Raw genomic sequence first — 12910 nt, 5'->3', positions numbered from 1 at the left:
AGGATGCGAGACGATGAAACCAGCACGAACCGGATGGCGCCACCTCATCGATGCCACGGGCTACTCGATCAAGGGGCTCAGGTTCGCCTTTCACCACGAGACGGCCTTTCGCCAGGAGCTGGCCCTCTGTGTGGTACTGCTGCCACTGGCCTGGTGGATCGGCGCAGGGCCGGTGGAGTGGATCTTGCTGGTAGGCAGCTGCCTGCTGGTGCTTACCGTGGAGCTGATCAACAGCGCCATCGAGAGCGTGGTGGACCGCATCGGTACCGAGCATCATGAGCTGTCCGGCCGGGCCAAGGACATCGGCTCTGCAGCGGTGATGGTGGCACTGATCGCCGCCGGTCTGACCTGGGGCCTGCTCGCCTGGCAGAAGTTCTTCGGCTAAGGGCCTCGTTGGGGGTGCCGCGGCGTCGGCGCCTTCGATATGCTGGGGGCAATTCCGCTGCGACAAGGCGAGTTGCCCATGGCTCTTCCCGCTGATTTCCTGTCCGTCGATGACATCCCGACCGCGCTCAGGCCCGCCCTGGAAAAGGCGTGGCAGCGCCTGAGCGAGAGCCTGGCCCGTGCCGACAACGTGGCCGAGATGACCGGCCAGGAGCCGCCCTCGGAGAACTGGCTGGCGCTGGGGGCAGAGCGCCGTCGCCAGCTGGCCCACGTCATCGTCATTTCCGACTTCGCCCTCGACACCCTGGTGCGCTACCCCGAATGGCTGCTGCACCTGGACGCCGGCGGCGAGCTGGACGAGTCGCCAACGGCCGAGACGCTCACGGCCTGGCTCAGCGAACGGCTGGAGAGCGCCGAGGACGAGGCCGGCCTGCACGCCGTGCTGCGGCGCTTCCGCCGGGCGCGCATGCTGGGCATCGTGTGGCGTGACCTGGTGCGACCGGCGGGCACCGACATGTGGGCCACCGCCGCGGCGGTGTCTCAGCTGGCCGAAGTGTCGCTGGAAGGCGCCCTGGGCTGGCTCGAGCGTCACTTCGAGCCGCGCTGGGGGCGCCCGGCGGCGCGCAGCGACGGCAGCGAGCAACGCCTGGTGGTGCTGGGCATGGGCAAGTTCGGCGCCGGTGAGCTCAACCTCTCTTCCGATATCGATCTCATCTTTGCCTATCCCGAGCAGGGTGACACCGAGGGCGGGCGCACCTCCCTCGCGCATCAGGAGTACTTCACCAAGCTGGGGCAGAAGCTGATCGCCGCGCTGGATGCGGTCACCGCCGATGGCTTCGTCTTTCGCGTCGACATGCGCCTGCGTCCGCTGGGCGAAGGCGGTCCGCTCGTCGGCAACTTCAGCTCGCTGGCCGCCTACTATCAGGACCAGGGTCGGGAGTGGGAGCGCTATGCCATGCTCAAGGCGCGGCCGGTGGCCGGTGACCTGGAGGCCGGCGGCGAGCTGCTCGGCAACCTGCGCCCCTTCGTCTATCGCAAGTACCTCGACTTCGGCGCCATCGAGTCGCTGCGCGAGATGAAGGGACTGATCAACCGCGAGGTGAAGCGGCGCGGCATGCAGGCCAACATCAAGCTCGGCCCCGGCGGCATTCGCGAAGTGGAGTTCGTGGTGCAGGCTTTCCAACTGATCCGCGGCGGTCGCGACACCGAGCTGCAGGTCACCTCGCTGCGCACGGCGCTCTCGCGTCTGCCGGCGCTGGGGCTGCTGCCGCAAGGCGTGGTCGACGAGCTCGAGCCCGACTACGTCTTCCTGCGCGACCTGGAGCATGCGCTGCAAGCGCTGGAGGATCGCCAGACCCAGAGCCTGCCGGACGACGATCTCGACCGGGAGCGCATCGCCCTGGCGCTGGACATGGAGGACTGGCCGGCGCTGCTGGCGCGTCTGGAGGAGGTGCGCGGCCGGGTGCGAGGCCATTTCGATGCGGTGATCGCCGACCCCGAGGAAGAGGTCGAGGAGAACGGCGAGGCGGCAGAAGAAGGCGGCCTGTCGCTGGACGACTGGCGGGCGCTGTGGTGCGGAGAGCTCGAGCCCCAGGAGGCCGAGGCAATGCTCGCCGAAGCGGGTTTCGATGAGGCCGAGACGGCCCTGCGTCGTCTCGTCGGGCTGCGCCAGTCGCGCCAGGTGCAGGCCATGCAGCGCATCGGCTACGACCGCCTCGAAGCCCTGATGCCGCTGCTGCTCGATGCGGTGGCGGCAAGCGACGCGCCCGATACCGCTCTCGAACGGGTGCTGCCGCTGATCGAATCGGTGCTGCGGCGTACCGCCTACCTGGCGCTGCTGCGCGAGAACCCCGAAGCGCTGAGCCACCTGATGGGACTGTGCAGCGCCAGCCCGTGGATCGCCGAGCAGATGGCCCGTTACCCGATCCTGCTGGACGAGCTGCTGACCCCGGCCACCCTCTACACCCCCGCCGACAAGGAGCGTCTGGCCGATGAGCTGCGCCAGGCCCTGGGGCGCATTCCCGAGGACGACGAAGAGGCCCAGCTCGAGGCGCTGCGCGTGTTCAAGCACGCCCACGTGCTGCGCGTCGCCGCCTCCGACATCGCCGGCACCCGCCATCTGATGAAGGTCAGCGACTACCTCACCTACATTGCCGAGGTGCTGCTGGAAACGGTGCTGGCCATGGCCTGGCGCCACCTGGTGCGCAAGCACGGCTACCCGCTGCGCCGCGACGGCTCCCGCGCCGGCGCCGAGCCCGAGTTCCTGATCGTCGGCTACGGCAAGCTCGGCGGTATCGAACTGGGCTACGGCTCCGACCTCGACCTGGTGTTCATTCACGACGGCGACTCCCGCGGCGAGACCGACGGCGTCCGGCCCATCGACGCCTCGGTGTTCTTCACCCGCCTGGGCCAGCGCATCATCCACCTGCTCACCGCGGTGACCCCGGCCGGCACCCTATACGAGGTCGACATGCGCCTGCGCCCTTCGGGCAACGCCGGGCTGCTGGTCACCACCCTCGACGCCTTCGGCGAGTACCAGCGCCGCGAAGCCTGGACCTGGGAGCATCAGGCGCTGGTGCGGGCACGGGTGGTGGCGGGGCACCCACGTCTGGCCGCAGGCTTCGATGCCGTGCGCAGCGAGATTCTCGGCCGCGAGCGCGACCGTGAGGCGCTGCGCGAAGAGGTGGTCAAGATGCGCCACAAGATGCGCGAGCACCTGGGCGGCAAAAGCGAAGCGGGCCAGTTCGATCTCAAGCACGACCCCGGTGGCATGGTCGACATCGAGTTCCTGTGCCAGTTCGCGGTGCTCGCCATGGGCCACGAAACCCCGGAGCTGCTGCGCTGGAGCGACAACATGCGCATCCTCGAAACCCTGGAGAGCAGCGGTCGTCTGCCCGCCGAGGAGTGCCAGCGCCTGCGCGACGCTTACCTGGCCTTGCGCAGCACCGCCCACCGGGCGTCGCTGACCCGCGAGGCCGCCCGCGGGCGCGAGGCCGACTTCGAGGCGCACCGCCAAACCGTCATCGAGGCCTGGCAGCGGCTGCTCGAAACGCAGGCGTGAGGCAGGCATTTTCCTTCGTACACAGCAGAGAAGAAGAACCCATGAACAAGGTCCTGGTACTGCACGGCCCCAACCTCAACCTGCTCGGCAGCCGCCAGCCGGAAGTCTATGGGTATGAAACCCTCGACGACATCAACAACGCGCTCTACGAGAAGGCCGCCATCAACGGCTGGGACATCAAGGCGCTGCAGAGCAACCACGAAGGGGGGCTGATCGACGCCATCCACGCTGCCCGTGAGGACGGCACCGCGGCGATCATCATCAACCCCGCTGCTTATACCCACACCTCGGTGGCCATCCTCGACGCCCTCAACGCCTTCGACGGCAAGGTGATCGAGGTGCATCTCTCCAACGTGCACAAGCGCGAGAGCTTCCGCCACCACTCCTATGTCTCGCTGCGCGCCGACGGTGTGATCGCCGGCCTCGGCAGCCAGGGCTACCTGGCGGCGCTGGATGCCGTGATCAAGGCTGCCGCCCAGACGTGAAGGGCCTGGCGTAAAGCCGCTCGGTCATTGATCTGCCACTGACGGAACGGGCCCTCCCCCACAGGCGGGTCCGTTCCGTATCTTTTTGTAACAAATACTTGGGATGCTGGAATATTAGCTACCCTGACATCAGGAGGCTCAATAATAACTAGTGAGTGACGAGGGGAGAGGCATGGAAGACCCGGATACCATGGCGCCCGAGGAGCGGAAGAAGAAAGAGTTAAAGCTGTTCCTCTTCATCGCCATCCTGCTGTTTCCAATCCTGGCGATAGCCGTTGTCGGCAGCTTCGGCTTCTCGGTATGGATCTACCAGACCTTCACGGGCCCTCCCGGGCCGCCGAGCTGAGGGTCGCATGAACAAGGCGAACAATCACAATACACGTCGCCAGTTCTTTCGCTCCCTCGGCGGTCATGGCCCGCTCCAGCGGCCACCCTGGACCGATCCTGACTTCACCGAACGCTGCGTGCGCTGTGCGGCCTGTATCGAGGCCTGCCCCGAGGGTGTGCTGTTCCATGGCGGCGGCGGTTATCCCGAGATCCGCTTCGACCAAGCGGGCTGCTCGCTGTGTCGCGCCTGCGTCGAGGTCTGCGAGGCAGGCGTGTTCGACACCCAGCGCCCCGCCTTTCCCTGGCGCGCCCGAATCGAGAGCCACTGCCTGGCGCTGGCCGACATTCACTGCCAGAGCTGCCAGGATGCCTGCGAGTGGCAGGCCATCGTCTTTTCCCCCCAGTTGGGGCGCCCGCCCAAGCCGCGCCTGAACGGCGAAGCCTGTACCGGCTGCGGTGCCTGCCAGGCCCTGTGCCCCAACCACGCCATCACAATGACAAGCGAGGAGATGGCCCATGCCGAATGAAACCCTCCACATCGCCAGTCTGCTGGTACATGTCCGGCCCGAGCACGCCCGGGAAGTGACGCGATGGCTGGCTGCCCAGCCCGAGAGCGAGGTCAGCGCCGAGGATCCCAGCGGCAAGCTGGTGGTGGTGGTGGAGAGCTTGCGCGAGGCGCGGATTCTCGAGCTGATCGATGCGATCCAGATACGGCCAGGCGTGCTGGGAGCGGCGCTGGTGTATCACCAGGTGCTCGATACCGCGTCTGCCGATGAACCCGCCGATCCCGTCCCATCCCAAGCCGCTGCAGAAGGAATGCCGACATGAAGATGACGCGTCGTGAATTCGCCAAGGCCAACGCAGTGGCCGTGGCGGCGGCCACCGCCGGTATGGCCATTCCGGCCGGCGCCACCAATCTCATCACCAATGCCGACTTGACGCGGCTGAACTGGAACAAGGCACCCTGCCGCTTCTGTGGGGTGGGCTGCAGCGTGATGGTGGCCACCCAGGGCAACCGTATTGTGGCCACTCACGGCGACATGCACTCGGAGGTCAACCGCGGGCTCAACTGCGTCAAGGGCTACTTCCTGTCCAAGATTCTCTACGGGCAAGACCGCCTGCAGCAGCCGCTGCTGCGCAAGCGCAACGGCGTCTACGACAAGCGCGGCGACTTCGAGCCGGTCTCCTGGGACGAAGCCCTCGACCTGATGGCCGACAAGTTCAAGTCCGCCATTCGCGAGCACGGCCCCGAGAGCGTGGCGATGTTCGGCTCCGGCCAGTGGACCATCTGGGAAGGCTATGCCGCCAGCAAGCTGTTCAAGGCCGGGCTGCGCTCCAACAACATCGACCCCAACGCGCGGCATTGCATGGCCTCGGCGGTGTTCGCCTTCATGCGCGCCTTCGGCTCCGACGAGCCCATGGGCGTCTACGACGACATCGAGCACGCCAATGCCTTCGTGCTTTGGGGCTCCAACATGGCGGAGATGCACCCGATCCTCTGGACCCGGGTCACCGACCGGCGGCTCTCCTATCCGGAGACCCAGGTGGCGGTGCTCTCCACCTTCCAGCACCGCAGCTTCGACCTGGCCGACATCCCCATGGTGATGAAGCCCAACGCCGACGTGGTGATCCTCAACTACATCGCCAACCACATCATCCAGACCGACCGCGTCGACCGCGATTTCGTCGAGAATCACACCAACTTCGTGCGTGCGGTGGACGACATCGGCTACGGCCTGCGCGACGAGCACCCGCTGCAGCAGGCGGCCGCCAACGCCGACGAGCCCAACCGCTGGACGGAGATGAGCTTCGACGAATTCGCCGACCACGTCGCCGACTTCACCCTGGAACGGGCGGCACGGGAATCCGGGGTGTCCGAGAGCCGCCTGGAGCGGCTGGCCGAGCTCTACGCCGACCCCGACATCAAGGTCATGTCGTTCTGGACCATGGGGGTCAACCAGCACACCCGCGGCGTGTGGGTGAACAACCTCATCTACAACCTGCACCTGCTCACCGGCAAGATCTCCGAGCCCGGCAACAGCCCCTTCTCGCTGACCGGCCAGCCCTCTGCCTGTGGCACCGCTCGCGAGGTGGGCACCTTTGCCCATCGCCTGCCGGCGGACCGGGTGGTCACCAACCCCGAGCATCGCCGCGATGCGGAGCAGATCTGGAAGCTGCCCGAGGGCACCATTCCCGAGCGCGTGGGCTTTCATGCCGTGGAGCAGAGCCGCAAGCTCAAGGACGGCGCGATCAAGGTCTACTGGACCCAGGTCAACAACAACATGCAGGCCGGGCCCAACACCCAGCAGGAGATTCTGCCGGGCTGGCGCAACGAAGAGGCCTTCGTCATCGTCTCCGACATCTACCCCACGGCCTCGGCCCAGGCCGCCGACCTGATCCTGCCGGCTGCCTCCTGGGTCGAGAAGGAGGGCGCCTTCGGCAACTCCGAGCGGCGTACCCAGTTCTTCCATCAGCTGGTCGATGCCCCTGGGGAGGCGCGCTCCGACCTCTGGCAACTGGTGGAGTTCTCCAAGCGGATCGACGTCGCCGACGTGTGGCCGAGCGAGTTGCTCGACAAGGCCCCCGAGTACCGCGACAAGACGCTGTTCGAGCTGCTTTACGCCAACGGGCAGGTCGACAGCTACCCGCTCTCGGACATGGAGGAGGGCTACGCCAACCAGGAGGCCGAGGCGTTCGGCTTCTATATCCAGAAGGGGCTGTTCGAGGAGTACGCCCGCTTCGGCCGCGGCAAGGGCAAGGATCTCGACGCCTTCGACAACTATCACCAGAACCGCGGCAAGCGCTGGCCGGTGGTGGATGGCCAGGAGACCCTGTGGCGCTATCGCGAAGGCTACGACCCCTACGTGGAAGAGGGTCGGGGCGTGCAGTTCTACGCCAAGCCCGACGACCGCGCGCTGATCTTTGCCGTTCCCGACGAGCCGCCCCCTGAGTCGCCGGACGAGGAGTACCCCTACTGGCTCTCCACCGGGCGGGTGCTCGAACACTGGCACACCGGCTCCATGACCCGCCGCGTGCCGGAGCTGCATCGGGCGGTGCCGGCGGCGCTGCTCTACATGCACCCGGAGGATGCCCGTGAAGAAGGCATGCGGCGCGGCAGCGAGGTGAAGGTGATCAGTCGTCGTGGCGAGGTGCGCCTGCGGGTCGAGACCCGCGGCCGGGTCACGCCACCGCGGGGGCTGGTCTACGTGCCCTTCTTCGATGCCAACCGGCTGATCAACAACGTGGTGCTGGACGCCACGGACCCGATCTCCAAGCAGACGGACTTCAAGAAGTGCGCGGTTCGTCTCGAACTGGTCAGCCTGGCCTGAGGCCGAGACAGAAGGAGAAATGCGATGAAATGGCTCACTATGCTCAGTCTCTCGCTGGCGCTGGTCGTTGCCGGACTGGTAATCGCCGAAGAGCATCGGGACGATTCGGCACCGGATGGCTTGCGGCCGGGCGGTACCCTCAGCCAGTCCCTGCCGGCACCGCCGTTGGCCGGCGAGCCCCGGGACGCCGGGCGCGAAGTGCTCAACTACCCGGAGCAGCCGCCGGTCATCCCCCACGGCATCCGCGACTATCAGGTGGATACCCGGGCCAACCGCTGTCTCACCTGCCACAGCCGCGAGCATGCGGTTCAGGCCGGTGCGCCCATGGTCAGCATCAGCCACTTCCGCGACCGCCACCAGCAGGTGCTGGCGGCGGTGTCGCCCGACCGCTACTTCTGCACCCAGTGCCATGTGCCGCAGACCGATGCCAGCCCCATCGTTCCCAACACCTTCCTCAACGTCGACGAGGTGCTGGGAGAAATGCTCCAGCAGCAGCGTGAGGGAGGTGGCCAATGAAGCGCTGGTTGCTCACCTATTGGCGTATCCTGATGCGCCCCAGCATGCACTTCAGCCTGGGGTTCCTGACGCTTGGCGGCTTCATTGCCGGGATCTTCTTCTGGGGCGGCTTCAACACCGCGGTGGAGGCCACCAATACCCAGCAGTTCTGCATCTCCTGCCATGAGATGGAGCGCAATCCCTACCGTGAAATGCAGGGCAGGATCCACGACGTCAACCGCTCCGGGGTCGGCGCCCAGTGTGCCGACTGCCATGTGCCCCATGGCTGGACGCACAAGATGGGGCGCAAGATGGAGGCTTCCAAGGAGGTGTGGGGCTGGATCTTCGGCACCATTCGCACCGAAGAGCGGTTCGAGGACAAGCGGCGCGAGCTGGCGGAAAGGGAGTGGGCCAGGCTGGAGGCCAACGACTCGCTGGAGTGCCGCAACTGCCACGACTTCGAGTCCATGGACTTCACCCAGCAGAGCTCACGGGCCGCGCTTGCGCACTCCACCACCCTCGCCGACGGGGAGGCAACCTGCATTACCTGTCACAAGGGCATTGCCCATGAGCTACCCGACATGAGTGAGTTCTATCAGAGTACCGCCACGGGGCTACCCGGCATCGAATCCTGGGTCGCTCACTTGAAGCGGGATGCGCCGGTGCCGGGCTACCCGGCCGATTGAGTGGGGTGGGTGTGCCTCGCCTCGCGTGGGCGAGGGACATGCCCTTCACAGCCGCTCCAGGGCCGCCTCCAGGCCATGCAGGTCGCAAATAGTGACGGTGTCATCGGGGAAGGGCGAGGCTTTGGGGTCGGCGGTGACGCCGACGAAACGAGTGCCGTTGGAGCGGGCGGCGCGAAAGTCATTGTATGAGTCGCCGATCATGACCGTCTCCTGTGCCGCGAGCCTCCGGCGAGTCAGGAGGTTGCGCAGCCCGGTGACCTTGTCGGGAGGTGCACCGATGACCTCGCGAAAATAGCAACTGAGCTCGCGTTTCGCGACGATCGCTTTCAGCTCGGCTTCGGGGGTGGCCGAGAGCAGGTAGAGCGGACGCACAGTAGCCCAGCGCGAGAGAAACTCCACGGCACCGGGAATCGCCGGAGCCTCGAGCAAGCGCTGTTCGACGCTGGCCTTGAAGCGTGTGCATAGCTCCTGAATACGCGCTTCACTGGGTGGGCGTCCGAAGATCTGGCCCTCGATGTGACGAAACTTGACCTCGCGTGGCTGGCCCCCCTTGCGCCCCAGGTAGGCACACACCGCCTGGTATTGCGATTCGGGTGCCTCGGCATAGAGGTCGGCAAAGGCTTGGCGCTTGAGGGTGGCCGAATCCAGTACCACTCCATCGAAGTCGAAAACCAGCGCGTGGTGGCGGGTTGGGCCGGTCACACTCGCACCTCTCGTCACTCGTTTGTGGTCGCCGACGCGGCGGTGAGGCCGCGCCGGGGTACTTCAGCTTCTGCCGAAGCGCCGGGACAGCCAGCCCTTGAGCGGAGTGTTGCTCAGCAGTACCAGCGTGATCACGCTAGTCAGCACCAGCGACAGCGGATTGGTGACCAGGGCCAGCAGGAAGTCGCCGCCACGGTCGCCCACTGAGGACATGGCCTGACGATAGGACTCGTCGAGCAGTGGCCCCAATATGACGCCCAGAATGATGGGCCCCATCTGAAAGCCGAACACCTTGAGCCAGTAGCCGAGGATGCCGAAGCCGAGCATCCAGTAGACTTCCGTCATGTTGCTGTTGATGGAGTAGGTGCCGACCACGCAGAGCACCAGAATCAAGGGGATCAGCACGGCCTTGGGCACCTCGACGATCTTCGAGAAGATCTTGATGCCGGTGAGGCCGAAGATCAGCAGGAAGATGTTCGCCAGGGCCAGATTGCCTACGGTGAACCAGAAGATGTGCGGCGTTTCGATCATCAGCATCGGGCCGGGGTTGAGCCCGTGAATGACCAGCGCGCCGATGATCACGGCTGTGACCGCATCGCCCGGCATGCCCAGCGTCAGCATCGGCACGTAGGCGCCGCCCACTGCCGCATTGTTGGCGGTTTCAGGCGCCACCAGGCCTTCATAGGCGCCTTCGCCGAAGGGCCGAGTCGGATTCTTGACGCTGCGCTTGGCGTGATCGTAGGCGAACAGCGAAGCAATGTCGCCACCGGTGCCGGGCAGGGCGCCGACGATGACCCCAATCACCGAGGTGCGTACCGAAAGCGGCAGGAACTTCAGTACCATGTTCAGCGGCGGTACGATCTTGTCGACCTTCTGCTTGACCGGCACCTTGGCCAGGTTGTGCAACTGGTAGAGGGCCTCGGCCACGCCGAACAGCCCGATCATCACCACCACGTAGTGAATCCCGCCGAGTAGCTCCATCTGACCCAGGGTGAGGCGTGGCTGCGCAGTTACCATGTCCATGCCCACCAGACCGATGATGCCCCCCAGCGCCACCGAGAAGATACCGCGTGACAGCGACTTGCCGGACAGCGAGCTGACCAGCAGTAGGCCGAGCACGGCGATCAGGAAATAATCGCGAGGAGCGAACTGCAGTGCCAGCCCGGAGAGATAGGGCGCGGTGCCGGCCAGTACCAGCACACCGATCAGGCCGCCGATCACCGACATTACGGTGCTCAGGCCGATGGCGCGCCCCGCCTCGCCGCGCTGGGCCAGGGGATAGCCGTCGAAGGCGGTAGTCACCGCCGAAGGGGCTCCGGGAATGTTGAGCAGGATGGCGGTGCGCGATCCCCCGTAGACACCGCCGACGTAGATGCCGACCATCAATGCCAGGGCGTTGTCGATGTGCCAGGAAAAGGTGAAGGAGATCAGGATCGACACCGCCATGGTCACCGAGAGGCCGGGAATGGCGCCGATATAGATACCGGCCAGCACGCCGAGGGCGGTCAGGCCGAGCAGGCCGGGGTTGAGCCAGGCCATGAGCAGGAAGGAGAGAGTGTCACTCATCGAAGGCCTCGAGGGTCAGGGGAGGTAGACGCGGAAGACCACGGTGAAAAGGACGTAGATGACGGCAATGGCAACTGTCGTGATGATCAGCGAACTCACCACTCGGCCTTGGCGGAAATAGATAAACATCGCGGCCAGAAAGATGAAGGTACTGATGTAGAAGCTCGCCCAGACGATGGCGGCCAGGTAGATGATGGCAGCAATGGAAAAGACCACGATATGTGAGCGGAAGTGGTCGCTGAGAAATACCTGACATTCCTGCAGGGCGCTTTTGATGCTCTCGTCGCGACGCTTGTAGCGGTGGCTGACGATCAGGGCCAGGGAAGAGACCAGCATGACCAGCGCCAGACCGACCGGAAAGGAGCCGGCCGAGTTGAGTCGAAGTCCGCCATCGATACGATAGGCTTCGATCAATACGCCGATGCTCAGCAGCAGCAGCAGCCAGTCGAAGACCTTCTCGCCGGCCTGTACGCGTTCGATTTTTTTGCTCATCACATACTCCAAGGGGGGCGACGGAGCCACCCCCCTGCGCCACGGGGCGTGTTACGGACGCGGAATACCCAGCTCTTCAGGCGTGGCTTCCAACGCATCGGCATCGGCCTCGTACATGGACCAGGCGGTGACGGATTGCCAGTTGCTCAGATACTCCTGCGCTTCTTCGCCGCGCAGGTTGAGCGGTTCGGCACCGAAGTTCTGCAGGAATTCCGTGAACTCCTCCTTGCCCACGGCCTGCTCATAGGCGTCTTCCAGGGTGGCCTTGATCTCGTCTGGGGTATCCTGATGCACGAAGACGCCCCAGAACGGACCCCACGGCAGGAAACCCTCGATGTCGGGCAGCGCTTCGGTGATCGGCGGCACACCCGGCAGCGATTCAATCTCTTCGGCGGTGAGGATGGCCAGCCCCTTCAGCTTGCCGCCCCGAATCTGCTCACCGGCGGCGGCAAGACTCAGCGGCATGAAGTCGATGTGGCCGCCCAGCATGGCGGTGATGCCCGGGCCGTCGCCGCCAAAGGTGACGGTGCGCACGTCGAGTTCGTCCACGGCGTTGATCATGGCGTGAACCGTGCTCGGCAGGCCGCCGGCGCCGGTGCCGCCCATGCGCAGCTCGTTAGGATTCTCGTGGGCATATTCGAGCAGCTCGGCGAAACTATCGAAAGGGCTGTTTTCGGGAGCGGCGATTACCACCAGCCCCTGGCCGATGATATTGACGGTATGCATGTCGTCGTAGGTGAAGTCGGCCAGACCCATCAGCGGGTAGAGCTGCGGATTTTCTGCACCGAAGAGCATGTTGTAGCCGTCGGCGCGCTGGCGCATTACGTGGTTCATGCCGATCACGCCGGTACCGCCCGGTCGATTGGTCAGTACGATGGTAGTACCCAGGATCTCTTCGACATGGGGGGTCAGGCTGCGCACCACGTTGTCGGTGGCACCTCCGGCGCCCCATTGGATGGTGCCTTGGATGTTGCGCTGGGGATAATCGGCCAGGGCGCTGCTTGCCAGGGCAAGGGAGCCGAGAGAAACGGCCAGTGATGTAAACAGTGGCTTGAGCATGAAATCCTCCGGGGTGGTTGTTGTGCGTGCCGCTCGTCGGCGGCCTTCTGTCTCTGCAGAAGTGAACATGTGTTCGCTTTGCGAACGGTAGTGCTTTTAGCGAACACTAGAACTCCCTTCCAATAGTGTCAATGCTCGAAGGGTTTTATACGACGAAGGTTTAATGCCCGCCGACGCCGATCATCCGAATGGCGCGGACATCGCCAGGGACGCCGAATCCTCATGGTAGCCGCAGGCGCTTGGCAAGGGCATGTCCTGTTCGCTTGTGTTGCGAACTAAAGAACGCTATGCGAACATTGAAACCAAGTTCTATTTCCGTCCCTC

The 12910-nt window shown here is 65.1% G+C and carries 13 protein-coding genes; 9 read left to right on the top strand and 4 right to left on the bottom strand.

Features of this window, described 5'->3' with window-relative positions:
- Nucleotides 1-13 precede the first annotated feature (13 nt).
- From HOP59_RS19470 to HOP59_RS19430, 9 genes are all read left to right on the top strand, one after another.
- Nucleotides 14-385, top strand: coding sequence for a diacylglycerol kinase (locus tag HOP59_RS19470; protein ID WP_234255196.1), 372 nt, complete (start codon nt 14-16; stop codon nt 383-385).
- A 78-nt stretch (nt 386-463) separates the two neighbouring features.
- On the top strand, nt 464-3445 hold the full coding sequence (glnE, locus tag HOP59_RS19465; protein ID WP_234255194.1) for a bifunctional [glutamate--ammonia ligase]-adenylyl-L-tyrosine phosphorylase/[glutamate--ammonia-ligase] adenylyltransferase: 2982 nt from the start codon (nt 464-466) through the stop codon (nt 3443-3445).
- 41 nt (nt 3446-3486) lie between these two features.
- Nucleotides 3487-3930, top strand: a complete 444-nt coding sequence (gene aroQ / locus HOP59_RS19460) for a type II 3-dehydroquinate dehydratase (protein ID WP_234255192.1) — start codon at nt 3487-3489, stop codon at nt 3928-3930.
- Nucleotides 3931-4102: 172 nt separating this feature from the next.
- On the top strand, nt 4103-4276 hold the full coding sequence (locus HOP59_RS19455) for a periplasmic nitrate reductase, NapE protein (RefSeq protein ID WP_234255190.1): 174 nt from the start codon (nt 4103-4105) through the stop codon (nt 4274-4276).
- A 7-nt stretch (nt 4277-4283) separates the two neighbouring features.
- Complete coding sequence (napF, locus tag HOP59_RS19450) at nt 4284-4784, top strand: ferredoxin-type protein NapF (RefSeq protein ID WP_234255188.1); 501 nt, start codon at nt 4284-4286, stop codon at nt 4782-4784.
- Entirely contained in the window at nt 4774-5085 is a 312-nt protein-coding gene (locus HOP59_RS19445; protein ID WP_234255186.1) for a chaperone NapD, read from the top strand. The genes napF and HOP59_RS19445 overlap by 11 nt, the downstream gene beginning before the upstream one ends.
- Nucleotides 5082-7586: a nitrate reductase catalytic subunit NapA gene (napA, locus tag HOP59_RS19440; protein WP_234255184.1), complete on the top strand. Its 2505-nt coding sequence runs from the start codon at nt 5082-5084 to the stop codon at nt 7584-7586. Before HOP59_RS19445 ends, napA begins: the two co-directional genes overlap by 4 nt.
- 24 nt (nt 7587-7610) lie before the next feature.
- Nucleotides 7611-8102 (top strand): nitrate reductase cytochrome c-type subunit, encoded by a 492-nt coding sequence (locus HOP59_RS19435; protein ID WP_234255182.1) that lies wholly within the window; start codon nt 7611-7613, stop codon nt 8100-8102.
- Nucleotides 8099-8767 (top strand): NapC/NirT family cytochrome c, encoded by a 669-nt coding sequence (locus HOP59_RS19430; protein WP_234255179.1) that lies wholly within the window; start codon nt 8099-8101, stop codon nt 8765-8767. Before HOP59_RS19435 ends, HOP59_RS19430 begins: the two co-directional genes overlap by 4 nt.
- 45 nt (nt 8768-8812) lie before the next feature.
- On the opposite strand, the gene HOP59_RS19425 is transcribed toward HOP59_RS19430, so the two are convergent.
- The 4 genes from HOP59_RS19425 to HOP59_RS19410 all read right to left on the bottom strand — a co-directional run bounded on the left by HOP59_RS19425 (nt 8813) and on the right by HOP59_RS19410 (nt 12586).
- The gene (locus HOP59_RS19425) at nt 8813-9469 is read right to left on the bottom strand and encodes an HAD family hydrolase (protein ID WP_234255177.1); all 657 of its coding nucleotides are present in this window, start codon (nt 9467-9469) and stop codon (nt 8813-8815) included.
- A 63-nt stretch (nt 9470-9532) separates the two neighbouring features.
- Nucleotides 9533-11035 carry a tripartite tricarboxylate transporter permease gene (locus HOP59_RS19420; protein ID WP_234255176.1) on the bottom strand — a complete coding sequence of 501 codons (1503 nt, stop codon included), beginning with the start codon at nt 11033-11035 and terminating at the stop codon, nt 9533-9535.
- Nucleotides 11036-11050: 15 nt separating this feature from the next.
- Nucleotides 11051-11527 (bottom strand): tripartite tricarboxylate transporter TctB family protein, encoded by a 477-nt coding sequence (locus tag HOP59_RS19415; RefSeq protein WP_234255174.1) that lies wholly within the window; start codon nt 11525-11527, stop codon nt 11051-11053.
- A 51-nt stretch (nt 11528-11578) separates the two neighbouring features.
- On the bottom strand, nt 11579-12586 hold the full coding sequence (locus HOP59_RS19410; RefSeq protein ID WP_234255172.1) for a tripartite tricarboxylate transporter substrate binding protein: 1008 nt from the start codon (nt 12584-12586) through the stop codon (nt 11579-11581).
- Nucleotides 12587-12910 lie beyond the last annotated feature (324 nt).

The sequence above is a fragment of the Billgrantia aerodenitrificans genome (genome assembly GCF_021404405.1).
GTDB lineage: Bacteria > Pseudomonadota > Gammaproteobacteria > Pseudomonadales > Halomonadaceae > Halomonas > Halomonas aerodenitrificans.
The sequence above is the reverse complement of the archived record's forward strand: the minus strand, read 5'-3'. Positions and strand labels throughout refer to the sequence as shown.